We start from the raw sequence: 26,992 nt of genomic DNA, 5'->3' as shown, positions 1-26,992 counted from the left end.
GGGCACGATGTGTAGCCATGAAGATACGCGTTGTGACCGGTGTCGCACTCGGCGCCGCTCTGGTCGTCCCGTCGGCGGCGTGGGCGGCGCCCACGCCCGATCTGTCGGGGGCCGCCGTCTACGTGGCGGCAGGCAACCAGCTCAGCCGATACACGGCCGCCGGCGAGTGGCACCAGCTCGCCAGCTTCGGAGCCACGCAGTTCGCCGCGTCGCCCGACGGCACGAAGGCCGCCTGGATCACCGAGAGCGGCAACCTCAACATCAGGGAGCGCGGCAGGACCAGCACGATCGTCAGCGGTCTCCAGGGCAGTACGCCGTGCCTCACCCCGGTCTGGTCCGCCGACTCGACCAAGGTGGCCTACCCGAGCACGAACGGCACGATCACGGCCGTCCGGGCCGACGGCAGCAACGCCCCGCGCAAGCTGGGCGTGTCCAAGGGCGTCTGCCACCTCGCCTGGTCGGGTAACGGACGCTACCTCGCCGGCTACACCACCACGGGCGACGGCCTCTACCGGCTCGACTCCAAGACGGGCAAGACCGTCATGGTCAAGGGCGTCAAGTCCATCACCCACGTGCAGAGCCTCTCGCCCGACGGCACCAAGGCGGTCGTGGCGTTCCCGGAGGGCGCGCAGGCGCTCAGCGCCAGGACCTGGCCCACCACGTTCAAGCCGGTCATCCTCCAGATCCCGTCGGGCAAGAGGCAGAAGCTGCCGGTCAAGGGCAACGCGATCGGCGCGTACTACCTGCCGGACGGCCGTCTCGTGATGCGGATGGCCGCCGAGCGTACGCAGTCGCGGCACGCGGCCGTCCACGCCCACAACACGCTGGTCGTGTTCGACAGCGCGGGCAACGAGCTCCAGCGGCTGGCCGAGCCGCCCAAGGCCAAGAACCAGGCGCTGCTCCAGGTCGTGTCGTAGCGGCTACCGCCCGCTCATGACCGGCTGATCGGCCAGGAGCGACGTGGGCAGCGAGGCCATCGCGGTCAGGCCGCCGTACGGGGAGGGCGCGAGAGTGACCTTGATGCCGTGCCTGGCCGCGAGCCTGCTCACCACGAACAGGCCGAGCCGGTCGCTCTGCGCCAGGTCGAACTCCGGCATCTTCGCCAGCCGCTCGTTGAGCTCGTCCAGCTCGGCCCTGACCAGGCCGAGACCGCGGTCCTCGACCTCGATCATCAGGCCGTGCGGGGTGGTCGAGGTCCGCAGGTCCACCCTGGTCTGGGGCGGGGAGAAGAGGGTGGCGTTCTCGATCAGCTCGGCCATCAGGTGGGCCACGTCCGTGACCACCGCGCCGTGCAGCGCGACCGGCGGCGGCTGGAGGATCTCGACCCGCTCGTACTCCTCCACCTCCGCCACGGCAGCGCGCAGCACGTCGAGGATCGGCACCGGGTTGCGCCAGCCGCGCCCGGGAGCCTGGTCCGACAGGATGATGAGGCTCTCGGCGTGCCTGCGCATGCGGGTGGTGAGGTGGTCGAGCTTGAACAGGTCCGCCAGGGCCTCGGGCTCCTCCGTCGCCCGCTCCATGCTGTCGAGCTGGAGCAGCTGCCGGTGCAGCAGCGACTGGTTGCGCCTGGCCAGGTTCACGAAGACCTGGCTGACGCCGTGCCGGAGCCGGGCCTGGCTCACCGCGGCCGCGACTGCCGTGGACTGCACGTCGTTGAACGCCTGGACGATGTCGCGTACCTCGGACGTGTGGGACTTGACCTCGATCGGGGCGACCTCTTCGGCGGTGGGCGGGGCCGTGTTCGTCCGCAGCCGCTTGACCAGGCCCGACAGCCGCACCTCGGCCAGCTCCGTGGCGGCGTCGCGGAGCCCGGCCAGCTCGCGCACCAGCCGCTTGCGGAAGCGCAGCGAGAGCATGATCGACGCGATGACGGCGATCAGGCCGAGGCCGCCCGCGACCCCGATCTTGATCAGCATGCCGATGGCCGTCGGCGTCACCCGGTTCACGAGGCTCTTGACGGCCAGGGCCTGGTTGCGCTCGACCGCCGCCCACAGGTTCTGGCCGTCGACGGGCCAGGTGGCGGCCGTGGCGGGCAGGCCGTTCGTGGCCGCCTGGCCCCGGATGGCGTCCTCGGCGTCCAGGAACTCCTTGTAGACCGGTGACGCGGACAGCCGCGCGTACGGGCCACGCAGGTCGCTGTCGAGATGCGAGAGCGCCTGCGAGAACAGCAGCCGCCTGGTGGCCACCATCCCCGTGAACGCCTCGTGCTCCCCGGGCTCCACCCGGCCCCTGGCCAGCACGACCGCGATCAGCGCCCGCTCCCTGGACAGCAGGTCCTTGGCCTCGCCCAGCATGGTCACCGCCCTGGCCTGCTTGTAGAGGGCCATGTCGGGCACCAGCACCATGGCGTCGTACAGGCGGAAGGACGCGTCCACGATCTGGCTGTAGCCGTCGATCACGTCGAGCGGCGCCACGGTCGTGCCGTCCACCGCGCGGCGGACCTCCGTGAGCTGGTCGAGCTTGGTGTTCACCGCGACGAGCTGCGTGGTCATCTCCGGTGACAGGTCACGCTGGTTCTTGGCGAGCGCGCGGAACGCGGCCACGGCCTTGTCCGTCTCGCCGCGCTGCTTGACCATCTTGGCGGCGCCCTGCCCGCTGACCAGGAACTCCACGGAGAACAGCCGTTCGTCCTGCAGCTCGATGTTGACGCGCTCGGACGGATCGGCCAGGTTGGTCGCCAAGTCCTTGATCGACAGCAGCCGCATGCCGTCGCCGCCGGTCAGGCCCGCGGCGAACGCCCACAGGCCCACGAGGGACAGCAGCGGGACGAACAGCAGGACGAGGAGTTTCACGGCGATGGGGCGGCCACGCGTGGGGGGCATGCGACCTCCGGGTGCAAGATGAGATCGCCTCGCAGAGTACACCCCCCTTTGGAAGGATTTCTGTGCGTCTTCCGCGTTCTTTCTCCGGCTGGACCATCGCGGTCTTCGGATTCCTCGCCTTCGCGCTCGGCCTGCTCGGGTTGGTCTCACCCGACTCGCTGCTGGCCATGCTGGGTTTCGAGGTGCTCGACGTCCGGCCCGCCGGGGACTACACGCTGGTCTATATGGCCGCCTCGTCGATGGCGGCAGTGAACATGGGCGTTTATTACGTTTTCGCCGCTTCTAACGACTACACGCCGTTCTTCCGGTGGACGGTGCCGTTCAGGCTCGTGACGTTCGCGGTCTTCACCACGCTGGTGGTGACCGGGGCCGCGCCGGCCAAGTTCTTCGGCGTCGGGCTCTGGGAAGGGCTGGGCGCGATCATCACGGGGTTCGCGCTCTGGCGCGAGGGCAAGCTGGTGCCCTCGCGCCAGTGAGTCACGGCCTGGCCTCCTCCGAGTCGCGCGCGACCAGTCGGTCGCCCGGCTCGGGGGTGTGTTGCAGGCGCCTCTCCAACTCGCGCTTCTCGTCCTCCAGCCGGGCCACCCGGTCGGAGGCCTCGGCCCTGGCACCCTGCAACCGGCGGCGGCGCCTGGCGGACCTGCGCGAGCCCGAGCCGATCAGCCAGAGGCCCAGCAGCAGGACGGCCATGGCCGCCGCCCCCGCGAGGAACATCTCCACCTGATTGGGCTCGAAGGTGTACCCGAACAGGATGTACCTGGCGCTCTCCTCGGTCAGGACGAGGGCCACGGCGCTGCCGGCGAGGAGGACCAAGAGTACTCCAAGCAGAATCATCCAACTCACCCCTTGTCGTAAGAGCCCGTGTCCACTGCCCTCACGGGGACGGGGTATGCGCCAAGATTGCAATCATGAGACCTGAGCCGGGGCAGGTGCTCCACTTCTCCGAGGACCCGACGATCGAGCGGTTCGTCCCGCACGTGGCGCCGACGTCGAGCCAGAAGGAGCCGTACGTGTGGGCCGTCGGTCACGACCGTTGCCCCGACTACTGGTTCCCCCGCGCCTGCCCGCGGGCCATGGCCTGGGTCGGGCCGCGTACCACCGAGGAGGACGCGGCCCGGATCATCGGCACGGGGTGCGGCGAGCGGGTGCACGCCATCGAGTACGGCTGGCTCCAGGCGATCGGAGAGGTCCGGCTGTACGCGTACCGGCTGCCCGCCGACGGCTTCGCGCCCATCGGGGACCCGCCGACCGCCGTGGTGTCCACGGTCGCCGTGACGCCGCTCGGCCCACCGGAACGGGTGGGCGACCTGTTCGAGCTGCACGAGGAGGCGGGGATCCAGCTCAGGGTGCTGCCCAGCCTGTGGCCGTTCTGGGACGAGGTGATCGCCAGCACGCTGGAGTTCAGCGGGATCAGGCTGCGCAACGCCCGTCGATGAGGGCCTGCAGGGTCTCCAGCGGCATCGAGCCGGGCGGCCGCTTCTCCTGCGCGAACTTGTTGGCCTCGCGCCGCAGCACCTCGTTGACCGGGGTGGGCATGCCGTGCAGGCGGCCGAGCAGCACGATCTCGCCGTTGAGATAGTCGGCCTCGATGGAGCCGCTGCCCCTGGCCAGGCTCTGCCACGACGACCCGCCGCCGCGGACGATGCCCTCGATGGACCGGACGTCCACCTGGTTGCCGCGCAGGCTCGCCTCTTCCTCCGGAGTGGAGTACGTGATCCCGGCCCGGTCGAGCAGGTCTCTGGCCTCGGCCCTGGCCGCCTCGACCACCTTCTCCCTGCCGGGGACGTGGCCCACGAGCGCCTCCACGGCGTTGCCCAGGTTGCTGAGCAGCTTGCCGTACTTCCAGCGCATGACGTCGGTCTGGGTCAGGCCCACCAGGCCGTGCTTGCCGAGGTCGCCGGCGATCCGCTCGGCGAGGTCGTCCACACCCTGGGGATAGCGTCCGACGTGGAGCAGGCCCGAGTACGGGTGACCGTACGCGGCGACGACGCCGGGCTCCAGGTGCTGGGCCGGCAGCCACACGCAGATGCCGTAAACGCGGTCGAACCGCCGCAGGACCATGCGCTCGTTGGCGACGCCGTTCTGGGCGCAGGCCACGGGCAGGTCGGACGGCCAGCCGGCGAGCGCGGCGACGGTGTCCTGGGACTTGGTGGCCAGGATCAGCACGTCATCGTCACGCGCGGGGACGGGGCCGTCGGCGGCGGGGATGTCGAGGGTCTCGGTGGATTCGGGGGTGATCAGGCGCAGGCCGTCACGCTTGAGCGCCTCGTAGTGGGCGCCTCTCGCGACGAGGAGAACGTCGTGCCCGCCTTGGTGGAGGCGGGCACCGATGGTTCCGCCGACTGCCCCTGCCCCGATCACTATGTAGCGCATTGTCCAAGGATGTCACTTTGCGAGGGCGACCTGGGTCTGCGCCGGCACGCCCGCGCCCCGCGTACGCTCCCGCATGATCGTCTTGAGCACGCGCCAGCCGTCGCGCACCGCGTTCAGGTTGCTCACGCCGTGGATGCGGGAGCGCTCGTGGCTGGGGACCTCGTGGATGATGAGGCCGGCCTGGGCGGCGCGGACGTTCATCAGGGTCTCGATCTCGAAGCCGTCGCAGTCGAGCTCGAGGGAGTCGAGGTGACGGGCCCAGAAGGCGTTGTAGCCGTAGCAGAGGTCCGTGTAGCGGGTGCCGTAGAGCAGGTTGGTCATCCCGGTGAGGACCTTGTTACCGAGCGAGCGGATCGGACTGAGGTCGTCCGAGCCGCCACCAGGGGCGTACCTGGAGCCCTTGGCGAAGTCGGCGCCGTTGAGGAGGGTGGAGACGAAGGAGTGGATCTCCCGGCCGTCGGTCGAGCCGTCGGCGTCGATCATGACGATGATGTCGCCGCGGGCGGCCTGGAAGCCCTCGATGAGGGCGTTGCCCTTACCGCGCCGGCTCTGCACGACGACCCGGAGGTCGGGGCGCAGCCTGCGCGCTACGGCGACGGTGTCGTCGGTCGAGTTGCCGTCGACCAGGATCACCTCGTCGATCCAGTCGGGCAGCGTCGCGAAGACGTGGGGGAGGTTCTCGGCCTCGTTCATCGCGGGGACGATGACACTGACACTGACGCTGGCGGCGAAAGGCTGCTTGTTCATGGAATCAAGATGACTCCCCACACATGCAAGTCACTTGACACCGCCTTGCATTGGTCCGTCATTTATCGGACCAACGCCTCCGCGGCCCTCGCGATGATCTCGTCGACGGTCTCCTCGGGGGTCTGGCGCGTGGTGTCCAGCCACAGACCGATGCGCGGGGTCTCGGTCCGCAGCGACTCGTCTAGCTGGGCAATCGTCCAGTCGGAGCCGTATCCGACCTTGGGGCGGGCACGTTCGCGGCGATCCACTTCATCCGGCTCGGGCGCCAGGACGATTACATGAAGGGGACGAGTATGAATCAATTTCGTAAACCGTTCCAAGTCCGGGCCAAGAATAACGTCCTGGACTATTGGCGTGAATCCGGCATCGAAATACAGGTCCGCGGTGTTCGCCGCTATCCGATGACGCAGCCGCAGCTGGCGGACCGCCTCGCCGTCGAGCTCGGGGGTCATCTCGGCCCGGCCGCCCACGACCATGCGCCGGAACGTGTCGCCGCGCACGTGCGCCGAGCGCGGCAGCCGCTCGGCCAGCGCCTGTGCCACGGTGGACTTGCCGGCGGCCGAGATGCCGGTGATCAGGACGGCGCCCTTCACGTGCCGACCAGCTTCCGCACCCGGTCGGCGCCGATGGACAGCAGCAGCGTGGGCAGCCGGGGGCCGGTGTCGCGGCCGACCAGCAGCCTGTAGAGCAGGGCGAAGAAGGCCCGCTGCGCCGCCTTCAGCTCGGGCGTCGCCTTGGCGTCGGCCGGCAGGCCCGCCTGGAGCTTCGGCACGCCGTACACGAGCGTGGTGAGGCTCTCCAGCGACCAGTCGTCCAGGCCGTCGGACAGCAGCCGCAGCGACTCGCGCTCGGTCTGGCCGAGCGAGTCGAGCAGCTCCTCGTCCGGCTCCTCGCGCACGCGGGTGCGCTCGTCGGCGGGCACGTGGGCGTCGACCCAGCGCTGCGCCCGGTCCAGGCGGGGGCGGGCCTCGTCGAGCGTCTCGATCGCGTCGAGGTCGCGCAGGATCCGCAGGGTCTGCTCGGCGTCGCCGGTCGTCACGTCCACGATGGAGGCCAGCGTCCGGTACGGGACCGGGTGCGGGGTGGCGGGCAGCGGGCCCGCGGCCGTGCCCACAGCCCTCCTGTACGCGGCCAGCTCGGCGGGCTGGCCCTGGCCCTCCGCGATCTTGCGGCCCAGGGCGTCCCACTCGTCGTAGAGCCGCTGGATCTCCTGGTCGAAGGCGATCTTGAAGGACTGGGCGGGCTTGCGGCGGGCGTACAGCCAGCGCAGCACCGGCGCCTCCATGATCTCCAGGGCGTCGCCGGGAGTCGGCACGTCGCCCTTGGAGCTGCTCATCTTGGCCATTCCGGTGATGCCGACGAACGCGTACATGGGGCCGATCGGCTGCCGGCCGCCGAACACCTCGCCCACGATCTGGCCGCCGACGATCCACGCCGAGCCGGGAGAGTGGTGATCGACCCCGGACGGCTCGAAGACCACGCCCTCGTAGGCCCAGCGCATCGGCCAGTCGACCTTCCAGACGAGCTTGCCGCGGTCGTGCTCGGCCAGGCGCACGGTCTCGCCGAAGCCGCACTCGCAGGTGTAGGCCAGCTCGGTGGTCGCGTCGTCGTACGCGGTGACCGTCGTCAGGTCGCGCTCGCACAGGTCGCAGTACGGCTTGTACGGGAAGTACTCCTCCACCTGCTTCGACCGGTAGCGGGAGAGCACGGCGTCGATCTTCGCCCGCTCGCGCACGGCCAGCAGGATCTGCTCGCGGTAGGCACCGCGGGTGTACTGCTCGGTCTGGCTGATGCCGCGGTATTCGACGCCCAGCTCCTCCAGGGCCCGGATCATGGGCGCCTTGAAGTGCTCGGCCCAGTTGGCGTGCGAGCTCCCGGGAGGGGCGGGCACCGAGGTCAGCGGCTTGCCGATGTGCTCGGCCCACGACGGGTCGATGCCCGCGGGCACCCTGCGGAAGCGGTCGTAGTCGTCCCAGGACAGCAGGTGCACGCACTCCACGCCGCGCCGCCGGATCTCGTCGGCGACCAGGTGGGGGGTCATGACCTCGCGCAGGTTGCCCAGGTGGATCGGGCCCGACGGGCTCAGGCCCGAGGCGCAGACGATCGGTTTGCCGGGCGCGCGCCGCTCCGCCTCGGTGATGACCTCGTCCGCGAACCTGGAGACCCAGTCGGTCTCGGCACTTTCCGCCATCGCGCCATTCTTGCGGCTCCGCGCCGCCCAAGCCAACGCGTTACCAACCAAAGCCGCCGTGTCGCCGGTCCCGGACAGCCCGCGCCCCGCCGCCGACGAGCGGCGGGGCTGCGGGTGGGCGGGGTCGCTAGAGGGTGGCCGCGTGGGGGTCCCAGTCGGCAGGGAGCGGGTCCGGGGCGGTCGTGGTGGAGGTGATGGGCAGGAACTCCCCGCGCTCGCCCGACTCCGAGATGGCGCACATGAGCTCGAGCACGTGGTACGCCAGCTCCCCCGACGCCCGGTGCCCCGTGCCCGCCCGGAGGGACCTGGCCAGGTCGAGCACGCCGATGCCGCGCCCGGCCGTGGTGCCCGACACCGGCAGCTCGCGCCAGTCCGGGTCGCGCAGCCCTCGGGCCAGCAGCGGGCCCTCGAAGGTGTTGGGGTCGGGGAGCGACAGCGCGCCCTCGGTGCCGATGATCTCGATCATCCGGCGGGGGACCGGCGAGTCGAAGCTGAACGTGGCCGTCGCCGTCGCCGTCCCCGGGAAGTCGAGCAGCGCGTTGACGTGCGTCGGGACGTCCACGGGGAAGACCAGGCCCTCCTTGGGCCCCGAGCCGACGACGCGGTGCGGAAGCGCCTTGCGGGTGTCGGCCGCCACCCGGGTGACGGGCCCGAGCAGCGACACCAGGGCGGTCAGGTAGTAGGGGCCGAGGTCGAAGAGCGGGCCGCCGCCCGGCTGGTAGAAGAACTCGGGGTTGGGGTGCCAGGACTCCGGCCCGAGGTTCTGGATGGCGGACGTGACGGCGACCGGCTCGCCGATGAGGCCGGAGCGCAGGGCGTGCAGGGCCGACTGGAGCCCTGCCCCCAGGAACGTGTCGGGGGCGCCGCCGACCCGCAGGCCCAGGTTGGCGGCCTCGGCCACGACCTTGGCGGCCTCGTCCACGTTCATGGCCAGCGGCTTCTCGCCGTACACGTGCTTGCCGGCGCGCAGCGACTCCAGCGCTACGGCCGCGTGCGCGGACGGGACGGTGAGGTTGACGACGATCTCGACCTCGGGCACCGCCAGGACGGTGGCGAGGGTGCCCGACACGGGCACGCCGTACTCGGCCGCGACCGCGGCGGCCCGCTCGGTGTCGATGTCCGCGAGGCCCAGCACGCGGACGTCGGGGAAGGAGGTGAGGTTTCGGAGGTATTGGCCACTGATGTTCCCGGCGCCGATGAGGGCGACGCCGATGGGGCCGTTGCTCAAGAGCTCTCCAGGGAGGTGAGGTAGGCGTGGCTGTCAGCGAGCGCGGCGAAGATGTCGGTCGCGCACTCGTCGAGCTCGACGATGCGCCAGGCGTCGGGCGCGGCGGCGAGGATCTCGGGCACCGGCATGACCCCGCGGCCCACCGCGGTGTGCGGCTCGCCCCTGACCACCGGGCCGTCCTTGACGTGCAGCGCCAGCGTGCGCTCGGAGAGGCGGCCGAGCAGGGCGGGCACGTCCGCGCCGCCCACCGCCGCCCAGTACGTGTCGATCTCCAGGAACACCTCGGGCGCGAGCAGGTCGGCCAGCACCTCGATGGCGTGCCGGCCGTCGATCTCGGGCTCGATCTCCCACCAGTGGTTGTGGTAGCCGATCCGCATCCCGTACGGGGCCGCCTGCTCGGCGAAGCCGTTCAGCAGGTCGGCCGTGCGCGACAGGCCGTCGCGCGTGGTGAACTCCTCGTGCTCGATGCCGCCGGGGATGATCACCAGGTCGGTGCCGACCGTGGCGATGGCGTCGAAGACCTCCGCCGGCTCCTTGCTGAGCAGCGCGTACGCGTGCGTGCTCGACACCGTCAGCCCCAGGTCGTCCACGACCTCGCGGAAACCCTTGGGGTCCGTCGTGGGGTCGTAGGGCTCCACGGCCCGGTAGCCGATCTCCGCGATCCGGCTCAGCACCGTGTCGCGGTCGGCCGCCAGCGCGTCCCTGACGGTGTAGAGCTGGACACTGATGGGTTTCGTCATCCGCGTACCCCCAGGAGGTGCTCGAGTGCGAGCTGGTTGAGCCGGGTGAAGTGGAAGCCGCGGGCGGCGGCCACCTCGGGGTCGAAGTCGTCCTTGGCCAGGTCGGCCAAGGTCTCGCCCGGCGCCAGCGTAGGCTGGGCGAGCTCGTCCACGCGGGAGGCGCGCAGGGCCTCCTGCACCTCGGGGTCGGCGCGGAAGACCCGCGACTTCTCCTTGAGGATCAGGTAGGTGCGCATGTTCGCGGCCGCCGAGTCCCACACGTCCTGGGCGTCATCGGTACGCAGCGGCTTGTAGTCGAAGACGAGCGGGCCGTCGTAACCGTGGGATTCCAGCAGGTCCACCAGGAAGAACGCGCTCTTCAGATCGCCGTGTCCGAAGATCAGGTCCTGGTCGTACTTCGGGCCGTGCTGGCCGTTGAGGTCGATGTGGAAGAGCTTGCCGTGCCACAGCGCCTGGGCGATGCCGTGCACGAAGTTGAGCCCGGCCATCTGCTCGTGGCCGACCTCGGGGTTGACGCCCACCATCTCGGGGCGCTCCAGCTCGTTGATCAGGGCCAGGGCGTGGCCGATCGTGGGCAGAAGGATGTCGCCGCGGGGCTCGTTCGGCTTGGGCTCGATGGCGAAGCGGATGTCGTAGCCCTTGTCGATGACGTACTGGCAGAGGAGGTCCAGGGCCTCCTTGTAGCGGTCCATCGCGGCCTTGACGTCCTTGGCGGCGTCGGACTCGGCGCCCTCGCGCCCGCCCCAGCACACGTACGTCCTCGCGCCGAGCGAGGCGGCCAGGTCGAGGTTGCGCATGACCTTGCGCAGAGCGTATCGCCGCACGTCGCGGTCGTTGCTGGTGAAGGCGCCGTCCTTGAACACCGGGTGGGTGAACAGGTTCGTGGTGGCCGCGGGGACCTTCATGCCGGTCTCGTCCAGGGCCTTCCTGAAGGCGGCGATGGCCTTGTCCCGGTCGGGCTCGACGGCGAGCAGGTCGTCGTCGTGGAAGCTGACGCCGTGGGCGCCCAGCTCGGCCAGGCGGTGCACGGTCTCCACCGGGTCGAGAGCGGGGCGGGAGGCGTCACCGAACGGGTCGCGCGCCTGCCAGCCGACCGTCCAGAGGCCGAAGGAGAAGCGGTCGTCAGGGGTGGGAGTGAATGCGGTCATCGAGGTGCGCTCCATCTGTTTAGTCCATAATCTGTACATAATCCTGAGGAGGTAGGCATGGTGGCGTCAAGAGGGGTCCGGCATGATTCCATGCGCGCCCGTAACCTGGCCGTGGTCCTGGGCGCCATCCACCGATCAGGACCTCACACCCGGGCCGCGCTCGCCGAGATGACGGGGCTCACCAAGACCACCGTGTCCAGCCTGGTTTCCGACCTGATCGAGGCGGGGGCGGTGGCCGAGGGCGGGGCCGTGCGGGGCGGCGAGCGGGGGCGGCCGGGCGTGGCGGTGAGCCTCAGCGGCGACCGGGTCGCCACGCTGGGGCTGGAGATCAACATCGACTACCTGGCCGCGTGCGTCGTCGATCTCACCCGGGACGTGCGGCTGCGCCGTACCCGGCCGGCCGACAACCGCAACTCCGACCCCCTGGACATCCTCGGCAGCCTGCGCGACCTCGTGAAGGAGACCACGGCCGAGGCCGAGCTGGCCGGGCTGCGGATCATCGGCGCGGCCCTGGCCGTGCCCGGCACGGTCGAGGGTGAGGTGCTGCGCAACGCGCCGCATCTGGGCTGGCGGGACGTACGCGTGCCGGACCTCGTCGACCTGCCCTTCGTCATCGACAACGAGGCGAACCTGGCGGCGCTCGGCGAGCTGTGGTTCGGCTCGCGGGAGACGGACTTCCTCTACGTGTCCGGCGAGATCGGCATCGGGGCCGGGCTCGTGGTGGACGGCACCGTGTTCAGGGGGACGTTCGGGCTGGCGGGCGAGCTGGGCCACGTGGTCGTCGTGCCCGACGGGCCCGCCTGCAGGTGCGGCGGGCGGGGCTGCCTGGAGGTGTACGCCGGTCAGGACGCCCTGCTGGGTGCACTGCCCTCGGTGTCCGAGCTGGTCACGCGGCTGGAGTCGGGGGACAGCCGGGCGCTGGAGGCGTGCGGGCGGGCCGGGCACGCGCTCGGCGTGGCGCTCACCTCGGCCGTGCACCTGCTCGACCCGGGCCGGATCGTCCTCGGCGGGATCTACGCGCCGCTCTTCCCCTGGCTCGAAGGGCCGGTGGCGGAGGGGCTGGGCGCCCGGCTGGGCCACATGCGGGGCACGCCGCCCGCGCTCGTGGTCTCGGGCATCGGCGCGGACGCCGCCGTGCTGGGCGCGGCGGGGCTGATCATCCAGCAGGTCATCGCCGAGCCCGCCCAGATGCTCGGGCTCTAAGGGGCGATCTCTACCATATCGGCATGCTGATCGAAGAGCGGGCCGCCGAGGACGGCGAGTTGGCGAAGCTGCTCGACGCGGCGTTCGCGGAGCTGGTGGCGCGTTACGGGCCCGAGGGGCGCTCGCAGGTCAAGGAGGGCGCGAGGTTCCTCGTGGCGTCGGTGGGCGGCCGGGCCGTCGGCTGCGGCGCCGTACAGCGCGTGGACGACCTCACCGGGGAGCTCAAGCGCATGTACGTGCTGCCCGAATATCGCGGGCGCGGCATCGCCACGTCGATCCTGGGCGCGCTGGAGGGGCTGGCCTGGGATCTGGGCTACCGGCGGCTGCGGCTGGCGACCGGGCTGCGGCAGCCCGAGGCCATCGCGCTGTACGAGCGGTGCGCGTACCGGCCGATCGCGCCGTACGGGAAGTACGTGGACGCCCCGCTGACCCGCTGCTACGAGAAGCCGCTGGCTCAGTAGTAGCCCTTGGCGCCGTCGAGCAGCTCCCTGACCGTGTCGAGGTGGCCGACGTGCCTGGCGGTCTCCTCGACCATGTGGAGCAGGATCCAGCGCAGGGTGGCGGCGTTCGAGCTGAAGCCGGGGAACTCGCCCACGTCGTCGAACGAGTGGGCGGCGACGATCTCGTTGGAGACCGCGCACTGCTGGTCGTACTCGTCGAGGAGCCGGGCCAGCGGGACGCCCTCGACCCGCATGTCGGCGTCCTCCGCCGTCTCGTCGAACTGCGGGTTGAGGGCCGAGTCGCGGCCCAGGAAGAGCACCTCGAACCAGCAGTGCTCGGTCCAGCGCATGTGGGAGACCAGGCCCGCCACCGTCATGAGCGGCGAGGTCGGCAGGACCGGCCGGTGGGCGTCCTCCTCCGACAGGCCCTGGCATTTCCACCGCACGAGCGCGCGCTGCATGTCGAGCCAGCCGATGAGCTGGGTACGTTCGTCTGCGACGGCGGGAGGGCGTACACGCGAGAGGCTCATGGCCGCCGACGCTACTTCAGTGATCGCCCTGCCGCACCGCATTTTTCCGACGGTGGGCGAACCGTCCCGGCCCGCCCACCGTGCCTAGCCGTTGGCCGCGTCCTCCAGGCCCTGAACGTCGATCTTCCGCATGCCCAGCATGGCCTTCATGGCGCGCTGCGCCCGCTCCGGGTCGGGGTCGCCGATCAGCTCCTGGAGCCGGCGCGGGATGATCTGCCAGGACAGGCCGTACCTGTCCTTCAGCCAGCCGCACTGCGACTCCTCGCCGCCCTCGGTGAGCTTCGCCCACAGCTCGTCGACCTCCTCCTGCGAGTCGCAGTCGACGTAGAGCGAGACGGCCTCGGTGAACGTGAACTCCGGGCCGCCGTTCAGCGCGATGAACCGCTGCCCGGCCAGCTCGAACGTCACCACCATGGCCGACCCGGCGGGCCCGGGCGTGACCTCGAGGACGCGCGAGTCCTTGAAGAGCGAGGTGTAGAACTCGGCGGCCTGCTCGGCCTGGTCGTCGAACCAGAGGAACGTGGTGATCTTCTGCATGGCGTTTCCTTCCTACGAGGTCTCTCGCCAACGCGTCGAACTCCCCCGGGCCGGATCGACAGACCAGACATCGGATCTTCTCTTTTTTTCTGACGTCTTTTCTGACGCGCCACCCGCAGGTCGCTAGCCGGGCGCCGGCGCGGTGCTCTCGCGGATCACCAGGCTGGTCGCCAGCTCGACCCGCGGCGTCTCGGGCTCCTGGCCGTTGATGAGCTGCATCAGCATGCGGGCGGCCATGCCCGCCATGTTGGCCAGGGGCTGGCGCACGGTCGTGAGCGTGGGGGAGATCCACTGGGCGAAGGACAGGTCGTCGAACCCGACCACGCTCAGGTCCTCCGGCACGCGCAGGCCGCGCGCCCGGGCCGCCCGGTACGTCGCCAGCGCCTGGATGTCGTTGCCCGCGAAGACGGCCGTGGGACGGTCGGGCAGGTCCAGCAGCTCCAGGGCGCGGTGGTAGGCGGGCTCGTGGCTGTAGTCACCGTGCCGGATCAGGGCGGGGTCGACCTCGATGCCCACCTGGTCGAGCGCGGCGCGGTAGCCGTCGAGCCGGGCCCGCGAGGTCAGCCGGTGGGCGGGGCCGGTGATCATCGCGATCCGCCGGTGGCCGAGCTCGATCAGGTGCCTGGTCGCGGTGAAGCCGCCGTTCCAGCTGGTCGAGCCGACCGACGGCACGTCGGGGCCCTCGTCCACGGACGGCTGCACCACCACGAACGGGATGCCCAGCCGCCGCAGCTCGCGCTCCTGGTCGGCCGAGAGCTCGGAGATGACCAGGATCGCGCCGAGCGAGCCGCGCGTGCTGAGGTCGTCGAGCCACTGGCGGGCCAGGTTGCTCCGCTTGTGGACGGCCGAGACGACCAGGCCCATGCCCTCGGCCTGCAGCGCCTCCTCGGCGCCGCGGATCAGCTCCACCGCCCAGGGGTTGTCCAGCTCGTTGATGACGAACTCGATCAGGCCGCCCGGGTGCTCGTAGCGGCCGGGCAGCGTGTAGCCGTGCTGGCCGAGCAGCCGCTGGACCTTGCCCCGGGTCTTCGCGGAGACATCCGACCTCCCGTGCAACACCTTGGACACGGTCGAGACCGAGACGCCGGCCTGGGCCGCGATGTCGGCCATCGTGCTCCGACGCTCCGTCGTGATGTCGTCCACTGTTCACATCCTTCCGCCCTCTAAGTCTGCCGTCTCGAAGAAGCTCTTGACGACATCCGACGTTTCGCCTACGTTTCCGGCAGATTGATGTTTCGCAACATTTCGCAAATCCCCTGGGGGACTTTACATGACCCTCACCGCCGCACCTTCCTCACCGCCGCGGCCGCGGCCACCCTGGGCCTGGCGGCTCCGGCCCGCTTGGAGGACGCCTTCGACGCGGCCCGCCTGCGGTGGACCGGCATGATCGCGGGCGGCTCGTTCGACCCGGGCGACCCCGACTTCGCCGCGAAGGTGGCCGCCGTCGACTCGGCCGCCGCCTCGCTGCGGGCGTCGATGAGCCCGGATCCGGCCCGCCCGAGCCTGTGGCCCGGGCAGGGGTGGGCGCAGCTCGGCGGGACCGGCGGCTGGCTGGGCCGGCCGACGGCTGACGGGCTCGCCCGGTGGGCCGTCTCCGTCGCGGTCGGCGGCACCCGCGGCCACACCACTCCGCCGTACTCCGACTCCACACCTAGGAGGAACGCATGGATCACCCACCCAGCCGCCGCGTGGTGCTCGGCGGCACGATGGCCGGTCTCGCCGTCCCGCTCCTCGGCGGCGCGCCGGCCGCCCGGGCCGCCGCCGCCCAGGCGGCGGGTCCCATCGGCTCCGGCTGGACGGAGATCTTCCCCACCTACTCCGTCCACCAGCCGCCCGACAGGACCCGTCACACGTACGACGCCGCCACCGGCGAGCACCACTTCTGGCTGTACGACACCGACCCCAGCACCTTCCCCGGCCAGGATTCGGGCCCGCGCAGCGAGCTGCGCTTCCACAACGACTACACCTCGGGGCACGCGCAGTTCGAATGCGACATGAAGATCGGGGCGGGCGCCCACCGGGTGTGCGTCATGCAGGTCTTCGGCGGCGCGACGTCGGCGACGGCGTTCATGACGCTGGCCATGAACACCGACAGCATCAACTACTACGACTCCACGACGCAGATCCACGCCCCGGTGTACGACAGGTACATCCGCCTCAACGTCGTCCACGAGACCGACCTCGGCAAGATCCACATCTTCGTCAACCGCCAGTACCGCACCAGCTTCAACGACCGCGGCGCGGCCACCCACTACTTCAAGTGCGGCCTCTACGGCCGGACGGACATGTCGGCGCGCAGCGACAACCACATCAAGAACATCCACATCTACCGCAAGTGACCCCCGCCGGCCCGCCCCCGTTTCCAGGGGCGGGCCGCCTCGTTAGAGTGCCGATCATGGAGCCGACGACCGCGGAACAGTACCGGCGCTTCGCGTCGAGGGAGGCCCGCGGCTCCTCGCCGCTGTACGAGCAGCTCGCCTCCGGGGTGGCCGGCGACCCCGACCTCATCGCGCTACTGTCCAGCCTCCCGCTCGCCAAGCGGCAGCCCAACCTGCTGTTCGCCGCCGCCCGGTACGTCGCGGGGACGCCCGCCGACTACCAGGACTTCCGCCGGTCCGTGCTCGACCACCGTGACGCGGTCGTCGCCACGATGCTCTCCCGCCGTACCCAGACCAACGAGGCGGCCCGGTGCGCCGCTCTCTACCCGCTGCTCGCCGCGCTCCCGCAGCCGCTGGCGCTGCTGGAGGTCGGCGCGTCGGCCGGGCTGTGCCTGCTGCCCGATCGCTACGGCTACGACTACGACGGCCGCCTGGCCGGGGACGTGGACAGCCCGTTGCGGCTGAGCTGCCGCACCGAGGGCGAGCCGCGCTTCGCTGTGCCGGGCTTCTTCGGGCCCGGCTTCTTCGGGCCGGGCGCGGTGACCGTCGCGTGGCGGGCCGGCATCGACCTCAACCCCCTCGACGTCACCGACCCCGACGACGTCCGGTGGCTCCGGACGCTGGTCTGGCCCGAACAGCACGACCGCCTGCGGCGCCTGGACACCGCCATCGACGTGGCGCGCGCGGATCCGCCCCGCGTCGTGCGGGGAGACCTCAACGCGCGTCTCGGCGAGGTGGCCGCCCAGGCGCCCGCGCACGCCACGCTCGTCGTCTTCCACACCGCGGTCCTCTATTACGTGCCGGACGCCGAGCGCGCCACGTTCGTGGAGCAGGTCCAGCGGCTCGACGGCCACTGGATCGCCCAGGAGGACCCGGGCGTCCTCCCGGGCGTCGACGCCCGCCTCCACGAGCGGCCGCCGGCGGACGTCGTCACCTACGCGCTCGCGCTCGACGGCCATCCCGTCGCGTTCTCCGCGATGCACGGCGGCCGGTTCCGCTGGCTGTCCGCCTGAGACCCGTCACTCGCGCGCCCCGAGCGTGTCCGCCGGACGGGGGCTCAGCGCGAACCTGCCCGGTACGGCCGTGGCCGCCAGCGCCAGCGCAGCCACGGCGGCGATCACCGCGAGATACGTGCCCGGCGGCACGTACGGCAGCGCCGACCCCGTCATCCCCGCGCTGAAGGCGGCCAGCGTCACCAGCGAGATCGCCGTCCCGAGGGCCAGCGCCACCACCGTCGCCGTCAGCGTCTCCGCGCGCAGCATCCGCGCCGCCTGCCGCCGCGTCGTGCCCACCACCCGCAGCAGGGCGAGCTCCCTGGACCTGGCCAGGGTGGACATGGCCAGCGTGTTGACCACGGCGATCGCGCAGAAGGCGATGATCAGGCCCATGGCGACGTACGTGACCGCCGCGTTGGGGCTCTCCACCTGTGCCGTCCCGGCCCCGTCGAGCGCCGTCACGCCGGATGCCCGCCGCAGCGCCTCGCGGTCGCCGCCGGAGACCAGGACGGTGCCGCGCGGGTCGTCGACATGGCCCGCGACGAGCTCCCGGGAAAGGGTCAGGTCGCCGAAGCCGAGCCCGCGGGCGTAGATCGCGACGACCCGCACCTCGGCGGGGGTGCCGTCGCCGAGCACCAGAGCGATCCGGTCTCCCAGGCGGGCGTCCAGGCGTTCGGCGGCGGTGCGGCTGATCGCCGCCGACGTCTCGCCGAGCCCGTCCAGCGAGCCCGCCACCACGCCCAGATCCATCGTCCGGTCCAGGCCGGCAGGCGTGACGGCCTGGACGGCGTACTTCTCGAGATCGATCCTGACCGACGTGCGCAGCACCTCCGTGACGGCACGCACGCCGGGCACCTGGCGCGCGGCGGCAGCGGAGGCGCCGGGCCCGAGCACGTGGTCGGCCTTGACGCCCGCGCTCAGCTCGCTCTGCGCGGCGTGCCCCATGGTGGTCTGCACGAACAGGATCGTGCACGTCATCGCCGTCATCAGGGTCAACGGCACGATCACCGAGGCCAGCCGCCCGGTGCCGGCGCGCAGGCTCTTGCGCGCGAGATAGCCCGCCACGCCGGGCGCGCGCAGCGGCAGCGCCGTCACCGCCCGCGCGAGCAGCGGCCCGAGCAGGGCGACCGCGATCGTCCACACCAGCGCGGTCAGCATGGTGACCGGGCTGGAGGCCGCCTCCGTGTTCAGGCCGGACAGCACGATCGTCAGGGTCACGCCGCCGGCCAGGGCGAGCAGGCCCGCGACCAGCCGCAACGGCGGGATCCCGGCGGCGGGCAGCGCCGTCTCTCCCAGGGCCTCCACCGGCCTGATCCGCGCGGTACGGCGGGCCGAGACGCGCGCCGCCACCCACGCGGCCACCAGCGTGGTCAGGACCGCGACGATCGAGGGGAACGGGCTGACCACCAGCCGCAGGTTCGCCGGCATCGCGCCCAGGTCGACGAACCTGGACCGCAGCCAGAACCCGAGCAGGATCCCGGCCCCCGAGCCGAGCACCCCGGCGGCCGCACTGATGAGCAGGGCCTCGCCGCCGACGAGCCTCCTGACCTGCCGCGGCAGGGCGCCGACGGCCCGCAGCAGGGCTATCTCACGCCGGCGCTGCTGCATCGACAGGGCGAACGTGCCCACCACGACCATGATCGCCACCAGCAGCGAGGTGCCGCCGAGCGCGCCGCCCAGGCTGATGAGCTTGACCCGGGAGTTCTCCGCCTCGGGGAACTCGACCGCGCCGCGCTCGTCGCCGGTGTAGGCCACGGCGCCCTTGACGGCGACCTCGACCCCGGGCCAGACGCCGATCGCCGTCACCAGGCCGTCGCGTCCGGCCAGGCGGCGGGCCTCGCCGGTGGCGAAGAAGATCGTGTCCTGGCCGGGCAGCGCCTGCGCGGTCACCCCCACCACGCGGTGGCCGGGGATCGCCCGGCCGGCGTGGCGGGCGTCCACGACCACCTCGTCCGCGGCCTTGGGGGCCCGCCCCTCGGCGAGCGTGAACGGGGTGAGCGCGGCCGACTCCCAGCCGTGGGCGGTGAAGCCGGCGTAGGGGAAGCTCACCTCGGTGACCACCTTCGTCACGCCGGGCACGCGGGCGAGGTCCCGCGCCAGGGAGGCCGGGATCCATCTGCGCTCGGACAGGAGCTTGGCCTTCTCCTTGCCGCTCTCCTTGCTCTGCCGGACATACTGGTCGCCCGCCACGATCACGGGGGCGCCGGCGTACCGCTCGGGCGCCACCCCGCCGCGCAGGCCCGTCTCCAGCAGCATCCCGCACGCCGTCACCAGCGCCGCCGCGCACAGCAGGGCCACGAACGCGCCGGCGAACCCGGCCTTGCGGTGGCGGAGCATCCTCAACGCGAAGGAGATCATCAGTTCCACGCCCCCAGCCCGGTCATGCGCCCGGCCACCTTCTCGGCGGTGGGAGCCGTCATCGCGTCCACGATCCGGCCGTCGGCCAGGAACAGCACGCTGTCGGCGTACGAGGCGGCCACCGGGTCGTGGGTGACCATCACCACGGTCTGGCCGAGCCCGGAGACCACCTCCCTCAGCAGGGTCAGCACGTCGCGGGCGGTCATCGTGTCCAGCGCGCCGGTCGGCTCGTCGCCGAAGACCACCTCCGGCCTGGTCACCAGCGCCCTGGCGATCGCCACCCGCTGCTGCTGGCCGCCGGAGAGCTCGGCCGGGCGGTGCCCGGCACGGCCGTCGAGGCCCACCCTGCGCACGACCTCCTGCAGCCAGCCCTGGTCGACCCGGGTGCCGGCCAGCATGAGCGGCAACGTGATGTTCTCCGTCACGGTCAGCGCGGAGACCAGGTTGAAGGCCTGGAACACGAAGCCGACGCGCTGCCGCCGGAGCTCGGTCAGCGCGTTCTCGTCCATGCCCGCCAGGTCGGTGCCGCCCAGCCGTACCGATCCCGAGCTGGGGACGTCGAGCCCGGCCGCACAGTGCAGGAACGTGCTCTTGCCCGAGCCCGAGGGACCCATGACGGCGGTGAAGGTGCCCCGGGGGATGGCGATCGACACCTCGCGCAGGGCCGCCACCGCGCTCCGGCCCCTGCCGTACACCTTGCTCACCGCGTCCAACCGCACTGCCTCTGTCATGGCTCCAGCCTGCTGATCTGCGCTTTCAGCCACCAGAGAGCCGGTCACGACCCCGCCATGACCTCATCATGATCCGGACATAATGGTCAGGTGATCCGCATTCTCCTGGCCGAGGACCAGCACGTCATCAGGGAAGCGCTCGTGACCCTGATCAGCATCGAGCCCGACATCGAGGTGGTCCAGGCGGTCGAGTCCGGGGACGCGGTGGTCTCCGCCGCCCTGGTCCACCAGCCGGACGTGGCCGTCCTGGACGTCGACATGCCCGGCGCGATCGACGGCCTCGACGCCGCCGGCGAGTTGCGCGCGAAGCTGCCGGGCTGCCGCACGCTCATGCTCACCGGCCACGGCAAGCCGGGCCACCTCCGCCGCGCGCTCGCCTCCCAGGTGGACGGCTTCATCCTGAAGACCGCCTCGCCGGAGGAGCTGACGGGCGCGATCAGGAAGGTGGCTCGGGGCGAACGGGTTCTCGACCCCTCGCTCGCCAGCACCGCGTGGAACCTGGCCGACAACCCGCTCACCCCGCGCGAGGCCGACGTGCTGCGGCTGGTCGCGGCGGGCGCGGAGGCGACCGAGATCGCGGGTCAGCTCTTCCTGAGCGCGGGGACCGTCCGCAACTACATCACCGCGATCGTCGCCAAGCTCAACGCCCGCAACCGCACCGACGCCGTGCGCATCGCCACCGAGGCCGGCTGGATCTAGATCGGGACCGTGGCCGTCAGCTCGAAGCAGTCGTCCTCCTGGGACACGGCGAGCCGCCCGTCGAGCGCCGTCAGCCGGGTGGTGAGGTTACCGATCCCGGCCGAGCCGCGGCGGCCCGCCGCGCCGCTTGCCCCGTCGTTGCGCACGCTCAGCCGTACGGCGCCGTCCCGTACGGACGTCGTGATCGTGCACCGGCGGGCCGAGCTGTGCCGCAGGACGTTGGTGACGGCCTCCCTGAGCACGATGCCGAGCGTGGTGTCGGCCTCCCCGCCGAGGGTGTCGTGGCCCAGGTCGAGCAGGACGTCGATGCCCGCGGTCGCCAGCAGCGAACGGGCCGACTCCGCCTCGGTGGCCAGGGACAGCTCCCGGTGCCCGCCCGACACCGTCCGCAGGTCCTCCATCGCCTGCTCGGTCATCGACAGGACGTCGTCCAGCTCCTTGCGCGCCCGCTCGGCGTCGAGGCGTCGGGCGAGCTCGCACTTGAGCAGGATCGCCGCCAGGGTGTGCCCGAGGAGGTCGTGCAGGTCACGGGCGGCACGCAGGCGTTCCTCGACGACGGCCGCGCGGGCCGGGCCGTCCCGCGACTCGTGCAGCTCCCTGGCCAGCTGGGCGAGCTTGAGCAGCCCGTACACGACCAGGCCGGTCACGACCGTGCTGATCGCGTAGTTGACGGTCAGCGGGATCGGCAGGCCGAGCAGCACGCCGGCCGCCGCGACCACCGCGACGATGGCCGCCACCAGCGGCAGCGCCACCGCCCACGGGAAGGCCAGCAGGATCGGCCCCGCCAGGAACCCCGCCACTCCCAGCCAGGACTGCCCGAACAGCGGGATCGGCGCGAACGTCAGCACCGCCATGATCGACAGCGCCACCGGGTGCCGCCCCTCGACCGATCGCAGCTGCATGAAGACGATGACGGCCAGCGGGACCGCCGGCCACGGCGAGCCCGCCACCAGCAGCGCCTTGGCCGAGAACCCCACCAGCACGGCCGCCAGCAGCGCCATCGGCAGCACGCTGCCGCCCGTGTCGGGCACCGGCTCGGTGGCCGTGGTGGGCAGCCTCGCCTCCACCGTCACCAGGGCCTCGTCGGTGAGCCCGACGGCGAGCGTGCCGCCTGCCGCCTCGACCTGGGCCGGCAGGTCGCCCAGGCTCTCGTCGCCGGCCGTGCGCGCGCCGTCGTGGGAGACGCGCAGGCGTACCGTGCCCGCCTCCGTGAAGGTCTCGATGCGGCAGGTGGTGGCCGTGCGCCGCCGTACGATCTCCGTCACGGCCTCTCGAAGCACCGCCGCCAGGAGGGCTCCCGCGGGACCCAGCGGCTCGGCGTGCCCGATGCGTACGTCCACGGTGACGCCCGCGGCGGTCAGCATGGCCCTGGCGGTGGAGGTCTCGGGAGCCAGGGACATGGCCCGGTAGCTCGCCGCCGCGGCCCTGGCATCGGCGAGGGAGCGGCGGGCGGTCTCCACGTCGGGGTCGCCCGTCCGGGCGCCGGCGGCGATCGCGGCCAGCGCCCTGCCCAGGCCCGCGCTCAGCTCGGCGGCGATGCGCAGCCGCTCCTCGGCCGCCGCCGTCACCGCCAGCGCGAGCCTGGCCGCGTTCACCTCGTCGATCCGGTCGATCATCTTCGTCAGCCCGTAGACGACCAGGGAGATCAGCACCATGCTGATCACCGGGTCGGCGGGGCCGAGCAGCGCGGCGCTCGCCGCCACCGCCGGGGCGAGCGGCCACAGCCGGGTCAGCAGCAACGACCCGCCGACGAAGCCGAGCATGCCGACCGAGGAGCCGGACAGCAGGACCGACCCGTACGCCAGGACGGCCTGGAGGGGGACCAGCCACCACGACCGCCACCGGGCGAAGGCGACCTGCACCCCGAACACGGCCAGCGCCAGGGGCGAACCGGCGGCCACATAGACGCTCGCGAAGCCCGCGAACACCACGACAACGATCAGCATCGCCCGCTTGTGCACCCGAGCAGCCTAGGAGACGCCGGGTGCCAGGGCTCAGGCGGACGTCCCGACCGGAGCGGCGGGAACGCGCCGCCCGCCGAGCGCGGCCGAGGTCCCGGGCCGGCGGGCGGAGACGGCCAGGACCGCGACCGCGCAGGCCGACACCAGACCGGCGAGTGCGGCGGCGGCCCCGAGCGTCAACGCGTCGGGGTGGACGAGGGCCTGCCCGCGCTGCGCCTGCCACAGCACCAGCCCCGTGAGCCCCGCGTACCCGAACGCGGCGACGACCACCAGCGCGGTACGGGTGCCGGCGCCCGCGAGGACCCGGAAGCGCCGGGAGAGCAGGCGCAGGCCGATCGCGACCAGCGGGAGCACCTGCAGGGCGTGCAGGCCGACGAAGTGCGCCACCCGCAGGTCGCCCGCGCCGCTCTCCCAGCCGGTGACCGGCATGCCGGCGCCGCCGTCGGGCGCGCCGACGCTGTGCGCGCCGATCGTGGCCAGGCTCAGCCCCTTGGCCAGCCCCTCCGCCTGGTCGGGGGTGGGAGCGGTCATCAGGTAGCCGACGGACATCCCGGCGAGCGAGACGGCCAGCCCGAGCGGGATCGCCCAGGCCATCGCCCGGTCCAGGCGGCGCTGCGCCATCAGCAGGATGCCCATCGCGAAGGTCAGCAGCCAGCCCAGGTACGCGGCGCCACCCATGATCATGAACACCGTCTCGTCCACCCCGGTGGTGAAGTTGAAGTGGCTGCGCACGCCCCGCGCCGCCTGGAAGGTGATGGCCGTGATCTCCGGGAGGAGGAAGCCGCCCACGGTCACCGTGCCCAGCCACCACAGCGTCCGCCGCCACCGCTGAGCCTGGCCGATCATCCAGGCCAGCGTGAGCGCGTACAGTCCGAGGGACATCGCGAACTTGATCGGCTTGAGCCACACTCCCTGGCCCATCAGCGTCCGCCCGTCCACCGCGAGCCCTATGGCGCAGACGACGGCCAGCACCGCCATCGCCGCCGCGCAGTAGCTGAGCGGACCATGCCACGCGGACGTGGCCTTGCGAAAGTCCCGGCGCTGGAGCAGGGCACCCATGACGACTCCTTCACATCGACTGGGTGCAACTCTGCTGGTCAGCGTCCTGCCCAACCAGAGACGTGATCACCGGTTCGGCATGACCTCGTCACAAACCGGGCATCTCGTTACGGCTGGTCCGATAGTGCTGAGACTGTACTGGTCAGTCTCCGATTTATACGTTTTCTTGACGCCCTGACCAGGCTAATCACCTCTTTGGCCTGGATAGTGTGCGATGCATCTTTATGCGGCCATTACGGAGGGGTGACCGTTATGGTGCTGGCGAAAAAGCCGGCCCCCACGGAAGGGACGCTGCGTTCCTGGTTGCTGGAGGGTTTGCAGACCGACCGGAAGCAGATCCAGCACGGCCCCCATGTGAAGCACCCGTGGTGGCGGGTGATGTGCCTGACCGGCGTGGACTACTTCTCCACGCTGGGCTACCAGCCGGGTATCGCGGCGCTGGCGGCCGGGCTGCTCTCGCCGCTGGCCACGTTGTTCCTGGTGGCGCTCACGTTGCTGGGCGCGCTGCCGGTCTACCGCAGGGTCGCGGTCGAGAGCCCGTACGGGCAGGGCTCGATCGCGATGCTGGAGAAGCTGGCGCCGCAGTGGTGGGGCAAGCTGTTCGTGCTGGCCCTGCTCGGCTTCGCGGCCACCGACTTCGTGATCACGATGACGCTGTCGGCGGCGGACGCGACCGCCCACATCCTGGAGAACCCGTTCGTGCCGGACTTCCTGGCCGGACAGCGGGTCATCGTCACGCTCGTCCTGCTGGCCCTGCTCGGCGGCGTGTTCCTGATGGGCTTCACCGAGGCGATCGGCATCGCCGTGGTGCTGGTCTTCGTCTATCTGGTCCTGAACGCGGTCGTGGTCGCGACGGCCGTCCTCCACGTTCTGGAGGCCCCTCAGGTCGTCGTGGACTGGCAGCGCGCGCTGAGCCTGGACTTCTCCAGCCCGCTGGTCATGATCGGCCTGTCCCTGGTGGTCATGCCGAAGCTGGCGCTGGGCATGTCCGGGTTCGAGACCGGGGTCGCGGTGATGCCGGTGGTCAAGGGCGAGATCCAGGAGCGGATCAAGGGCACCAGGCGGATGCTCACCACCGCCGCGCTGATCATGAGCGTCTTCCTGATCTTCTCCAGCTTCGTCACGACCGTGCTCATCCCGCACCACGAGTTCGAGGAGGGCGGCCGGGCGAACGGCCGGGCGCTGGCCTACCTGGCGCACGAATATCTGGGCAACTGGTTCGGCACCGTGTACGACATCTCCACGATCGCGATCCTGTGGTTCGCCGGGGCCTCGGCGATGGCCGGGCTGATCAACCTGGTGCCGCGTTACCTGCCCCGCTACGGCATGGCGCCGGAGTGGACGGGCGCGATCAGGCCGCTGGTGCTGGTGTTCTCGGCCATCGCGTTCGCCATCACGATCATCTTCGACGCCGACGTGGACGCCCAGGGCGGCGCTTACGCCACCGGCGTGCTGGTGCTCATGCTCTCGGCCGCGTTCGCGGTGACGCTGTCGGCCTGGAAGCTGGGCCAGCGCAAGGCCATGGTCGGGTTCGCGCTCATCTCGGTCGTCCTGGCCTACACCCTGATCGACAACATCATCGAGCGGCCCGACGGTGTCAAGATCGCCTCGTTCTTCGTCGCGAGCATCGTCGGCCTCTCGCTGATCTCCCGCGCCACCCGCTCCACCGAGCTGCGGGTCACGGCGGTGCACCTGGACTCGCTGGCCGAGCAGTTCGTCAACGAGGCGGCGTGCGGCGAGATCCACGTGATCGCCAACGAGCCGCACCAGCGGGACCAGACCGAGTACAACGACAAGTTGCGCGAGGCGTGGCTCACCCACCGGCTGCGTCCCGCGGAGCCCGTCCTGTTCGTGGAGGCGACGGTGCCGGACGCCTCGGAGTTCGAGTCGGAGCTGCACGTCAAGGGCGAGGAGCGGTACGGCCACAAGATCCTGTCCGTCGAGACCTCCGCCGTGCCGAACGCGCTGGCCGCGCTGCTGCTGCATCTACGCAACCGGACGGGCTCCGTGCCGCACATCTACTTCCACTGGACCGAGGGCAATCCGGTCGTGGCGATGCTGCGGTACCTGGTCTTCGGCGGCGGCGACGTGCCGCCGCTGACCAGGGAGGTGCTGCGCCAGGCCGAGCCGGACCCGGAGCTCCGGCCGCGCGTCCACGTGGGCTGACCGCTCAGTCGTCGGTGAAGCGCAGGTCCTCGCGGTCCAGGTGACGTTGCAGGCGTCGCCGGGTGCGGCGGGCAGCCACGACTGCTCCTCCCCCGACAGCCGCCGGATCTGGCTGGGCAGCTGCAGCCCGATGAGGCTGAACACCACGCTCTCCAGCAGGAAGATCACCGTGCCGTAGACGGCGGCCAGCTGCAGCCGGATGCGCGCGTCGGGGTCCTCGGTGCGCCGCCGGACGAGCGCCACCCCCGCCGCCACCACCGCCCCGATCGCCGCCCCCGACCGCGCCCAGCACGAACCCCAGCGCGAGCGGCAGCGGGGTCAGCAGGACGGTGACGAAGCCGACGGCGGCCGCCGAGACGACCACGAGCCCCACGGTCAGCAGCGTGACCGGTTTCCAGACCCGCTTCAGCTCGTGCCAGGACAGCTCCTCGCCGGCGGCGTAGATGAGCGGCGGCAGGACCACCAGGCTGACGATCTCGGGGCTGACGTGGATGTTCGACGCGTACGGGGTCAGGCCCACCAGGAGGCCCGCAAGGACCAGCAGGGACGGGGCGGGCACGCTGATCCGATCGGTGAACGTGGCCACCACCGTGGCTGCCCGCGGGGTCGTGTACGGATCCCGTCAAGAATCAACCCCCCGCCGTATGAAACCCGTCAAGAACGGCAAAACGGGCTTATTTCCGGGT

General features: G+C 71.4%; 27 protein-coding genes. 9 read left to right on the top strand and 18 right to left on the bottom strand.

From position 1 onward, the window contains the following. Positions 1–17: 17 nt before the first annotated feature. On the top strand, positions 18–917 hold the full coding sequence (locus tag ACIBI9_RS45615; RefSeq protein WP_397232384.1) for a hypothetical protein: 900 nt from the start codon (positions 18–20) through the stop codon (positions 915–917). Positions 918–920: 3 nt separating this feature from the next. On the opposite strand, the gene ACIBI9_RS45610 is transcribed toward ACIBI9_RS45615, so the two are convergent. Then, positions 921–2,822, bottom strand: coding sequence for a nitrate- and nitrite sensing domain-containing protein (locus ACIBI9_RS45610; protein ID WP_397232382.1), 1,902 nt, complete (start codon positions 2,820–2,822; stop codon positions 921–923). Positions 2,823–2,884: 62 nt separating this feature from the next. Here ACIBI9_RS45610 and ACIBI9_RS45605 point away from each other — a divergent pair, with 62 nt between their 5' ends. Continuing rightward, positions 2,885–3,298: a hypothetical protein gene (locus tag ACIBI9_RS45605; RefSeq protein ID WP_397232380.1), complete on the top strand. Its 414-nt coding sequence runs from the start codon at positions 2,885–2,887 to the stop codon at positions 3,296–3,298. Between the two features lies 1 nt (position 3,299). Here ACIBI9_RS45605 and ACIBI9_RS45600 read toward each other — a convergent pair whose 3' ends face one another. Further along, positions 3,300–3,635 (bottom strand): hypothetical protein, encoded by a 336-nt coding sequence (locus tag ACIBI9_RS45600; protein ID WP_397232378.1) that lies wholly within the window; start codon positions 3,633–3,635, stop codon positions 3,300–3,302. Positions 3,636–3,730: 95 nt separating this feature from the next. Here ACIBI9_RS45600 and ACIBI9_RS45595 point away from each other — a divergent pair, with 95 nt between their 5' ends. After that, on the top strand, positions 3,731–4,258 hold the full coding sequence (locus ACIBI9_RS45595; RefSeq protein ID WP_397232377.1) for a DUF6886 family protein: 528 nt from the start codon (positions 3,731–3,733) through the stop codon (positions 4,256–4,258). On the opposite strand, the gene ACIBI9_RS45590 is transcribed toward ACIBI9_RS45595, so the two are convergent. The 7 genes from ACIBI9_RS45590 to xylA form a co-directional block, all read right to left on the bottom strand. Continuing rightward, entirely contained in the window at positions 4,233–5,195 is a 963-nt protein-coding gene (locus tag ACIBI9_RS45590) for a ketopantoate reductase family protein (RefSeq protein ID WP_397232376.1), read from the bottom strand. The two genes, ACIBI9_RS45595 and ACIBI9_RS45590, sit on opposite strands and share 26 nt — an antisense overlap. A 12-nt stretch (positions 5,196–5,207) precedes the next feature. After that, positions 5,208–5,942, bottom strand: coding sequence for a glycosyltransferase family 2 protein (locus tag ACIBI9_RS45585; RefSeq protein ID WP_397232375.1), 735 nt, complete (start codon positions 5,940–5,942; stop codon positions 5,208–5,210). Between the two features lie 62 nt (positions 5,943–6,004). After that, the gene (locus ACIBI9_RS45580) at positions 6,005–6,535 is read right to left on the bottom strand and encodes an AAA family ATPase (protein ID WP_397232373.1); all 531 of its coding nucleotides are present in this window, start codon (positions 6,533–6,535) and stop codon (positions 6,005–6,007) included. Next, positions 6,532–8,133 (bottom strand): lysine--tRNA ligase, encoded by a 1,602-nt coding sequence (gene lysS, locus ACIBI9_RS45575; protein WP_397232371.1) that lies wholly within the window; start codon positions 8,131–8,133, stop codon positions 6,532–6,534. Before lysS ends, ACIBI9_RS45580 begins: the two co-directional genes overlap by 4 nt. Positions 8,134–8,260: 127 nt before the next feature. Next, positions 8,261–9,361 carry a Gfo/Idh/MocA family protein gene (locus ACIBI9_RS45570; protein ID WP_397232369.1) on the bottom strand — a complete coding sequence of 367 codons (1,101 nt, stop codon included), beginning with the start codon at positions 9,359–9,361 and terminating at the stop codon, positions 8,261–8,263. Beyond that, positions 9,358–10,101, bottom strand: a complete 744-nt coding sequence (locus ACIBI9_RS45565) for a sugar phosphate isomerase/epimerase family protein (protein ID WP_397232367.1) — start codon at positions 10,099–10,101, stop codon at positions 9,358–9,360. Before ACIBI9_RS45565 ends, ACIBI9_RS45570 begins: the two co-directional genes overlap by 4 nt. Continuing rightward, complete coding sequence (gene xylA, locus ACIBI9_RS45560; RefSeq protein WP_397232366.1) at positions 10,098–11,249, bottom strand: xylose isomerase; 1,152 nt, start codon at positions 11,247–11,249, stop codon at positions 10,098–10,100. The genes ACIBI9_RS45565 and xylA overlap by 4 nt, the downstream gene beginning before the upstream one ends. Before the next feature lie 90 nt (positions 11,250–11,339). On the opposite strand from xylA, the gene ACIBI9_RS45555 reads away from it, so the two are divergent. Both ACIBI9_RS45555 and ACIBI9_RS45550 read left to right on the top strand, forming a co-directional pair. Then, positions 11,340–12,452 carry an ROK family protein gene (locus ACIBI9_RS45555; protein ID WP_397232364.1) on the top strand — a complete coding sequence of 371 codons (1,113 nt, stop codon included), beginning with the start codon at positions 11,340–11,342 and terminating at the stop codon, positions 12,450–12,452. Between the two features lie 23 nt (positions 12,453–12,475). After that, entirely contained in the window at positions 12,476–12,913 is a 438-nt protein-coding gene (locus ACIBI9_RS45550) for a GNAT family N-acetyltransferase (RefSeq protein ID WP_397232362.1), read from the top strand. On the opposite strand, the gene ACIBI9_RS45545 is transcribed toward ACIBI9_RS45550, so the two are convergent. The 4 genes from ACIBI9_RS45545 to ACIBI9_RS45530 all read right to left on the bottom strand — a co-directional run bounded on the left by ACIBI9_RS45545 (position 12,907) and on the right by ACIBI9_RS45530 (position 15,632). Then, the gene (locus ACIBI9_RS45545; RefSeq protein ID WP_397232360.1) at positions 12,907–13,422 is read right to left on the bottom strand and encodes a DinB family protein; all 516 of its coding nucleotides are present in this window, start codon (positions 13,420–13,422) and stop codon (positions 12,907–12,909) included. The two genes, ACIBI9_RS45550 and ACIBI9_RS45545, sit on opposite strands and share 7 nt — an antisense overlap. A gap of 84 nt (positions 13,423–13,506) precedes the next feature. After that, positions 13,507–13,959 carry a VOC family protein gene (locus ACIBI9_RS45540; RefSeq protein WP_397232358.1) on the bottom strand — a complete coding sequence of 151 codons (453 nt, stop codon included), beginning with the start codon at positions 13,957–13,959 and terminating at the stop codon, positions 13,507–13,509. 123 nt (positions 13,960–14,082) lie between these two features. Then, the gene (locus ACIBI9_RS45535; protein ID WP_397232356.1) at positions 14,083–15,102 is read right to left on the bottom strand and encodes a LacI family DNA-binding transcriptional regulator; all 1,020 of its coding nucleotides are present in this window, start codon (positions 15,100–15,102) and stop codon (positions 14,083–14,085) included. A 134-nt stretch (positions 15,103–15,236) separates the two neighbouring features. Next, positions 15,237–15,632, bottom strand: a complete 396-nt coding sequence (locus tag ACIBI9_RS45530; RefSeq protein WP_397232354.1) for a hypothetical protein — start codon at positions 15,630–15,632, stop codon at positions 15,237–15,239. Here ACIBI9_RS45530 and ACIBI9_RS45525 point away from each other — a divergent pair. Both ACIBI9_RS45525 and ACIBI9_RS45520 read left to right on the top strand, forming a co-directional pair. Next, complete coding sequence (locus ACIBI9_RS45525; RefSeq protein WP_397232352.1) at positions 15,624–16,298, top strand: polysaccharide lyase family 7 protein; 675 nt, start codon at positions 15,624–15,626, stop codon at positions 16,296–16,298. The genes ACIBI9_RS45530 and ACIBI9_RS45525 overlap by 9 nt on opposite strands. A 56-nt stretch (positions 16,299–16,354) precedes the next feature. Next, complete coding sequence (locus ACIBI9_RS45520) at positions 16,355–17,350, top strand: DUF2332 domain-containing protein (protein WP_397232350.1); 996 nt, start codon at positions 16,355–16,357, stop codon at positions 17,348–17,350. Between the two features lie 6 nt (positions 17,351–17,356). Here the strand turns inward: ACIBI9_RS45520 and ACIBI9_RS45515 are convergent, their stop codons facing one another. Further along, complete coding sequence (locus ACIBI9_RS45515) at positions 17,357–19,690, bottom strand: FtsX-like permease family protein (RefSeq protein ID WP_397232552.1); 2,334 nt, start codon at positions 19,688–19,690, stop codon at positions 17,357–17,359. Continuing rightward, a complete protein-coding gene (locus ACIBI9_RS45510; protein WP_397232348.1) occupies positions 19,690–20,421 on the bottom strand; it encodes an ABC transporter ATP-binding protein in 732 nt (243 codons plus the stop codon). Before ACIBI9_RS45510 ends, ACIBI9_RS45515 begins: the two co-directional genes overlap by 1 nt. A gap of 90 nt (positions 20,422–20,511) precedes the next feature. Here ACIBI9_RS45510 and ACIBI9_RS45505 point away from each other — a divergent pair, with 90 nt between their 5' ends. Then, a complete protein-coding gene (locus tag ACIBI9_RS45505; protein ID WP_397232346.1) occupies positions 20,512–21,120 on the top strand; it encodes a DNA-binding response regulator in 609 nt (202 codons plus the stop codon). Here the strand turns inward: ACIBI9_RS45505 and ACIBI9_RS45500 are convergent. Then, positions 21,117–23,066: a histidine kinase gene (locus ACIBI9_RS45500; protein WP_397232344.1), complete on the bottom strand. Its 1,950-nt coding sequence runs from the start codon at positions 23,064–23,066 to the stop codon at positions 21,117–21,119. The two genes, ACIBI9_RS45505 and ACIBI9_RS45500, sit on opposite strands and share 4 nt — an antisense overlap. Before the next feature lie 48 nt (positions 23,067–23,114). Continuing rightward, on the bottom strand, positions 23,115–24,140 hold the full coding sequence (locus ACIBI9_RS45495; RefSeq protein ID WP_397232342.1) for a hypothetical protein: 1,026 nt from the start codon (positions 24,138–24,140) through the stop codon (positions 23,115–23,117). 252 nt (positions 24,141–24,392) lie between these two features. Between ACIBI9_RS45495 and ACIBI9_RS45490 the strand changes: the two genes are divergently transcribed. After that, on the top strand, positions 24,393–26,306 hold the full coding sequence (locus ACIBI9_RS45490; RefSeq protein ID WP_397232340.1) for an amino acid transporter: 1,914 nt from the start codon (positions 24,393–24,395) through the stop codon (positions 26,304–26,306). Positions 26,307–26,310: 4 nt separating this feature from the next. Here the strand turns inward: ACIBI9_RS45490 and ACIBI9_RS45485 are convergent, their stop codons facing one another. Continuing rightward, a complete protein-coding gene (locus tag ACIBI9_RS45485) occupies positions 26,311–26,895 on the bottom strand; it encodes a cation:proton antiporter (RefSeq protein ID WP_397232338.1) in 585 nt (194 codons plus the stop codon). Between the last annotated feature and the right edge of the window lie 97 nt (positions 26,896–26,992).

This window comes from Nonomuraea sp. NPDC050451 (assembly GCF_044458585.1).
Note: the sequence above shows the minus strand (reverse complement) of the source record. Positions and strands in the feature narration are given on the sequence as shown.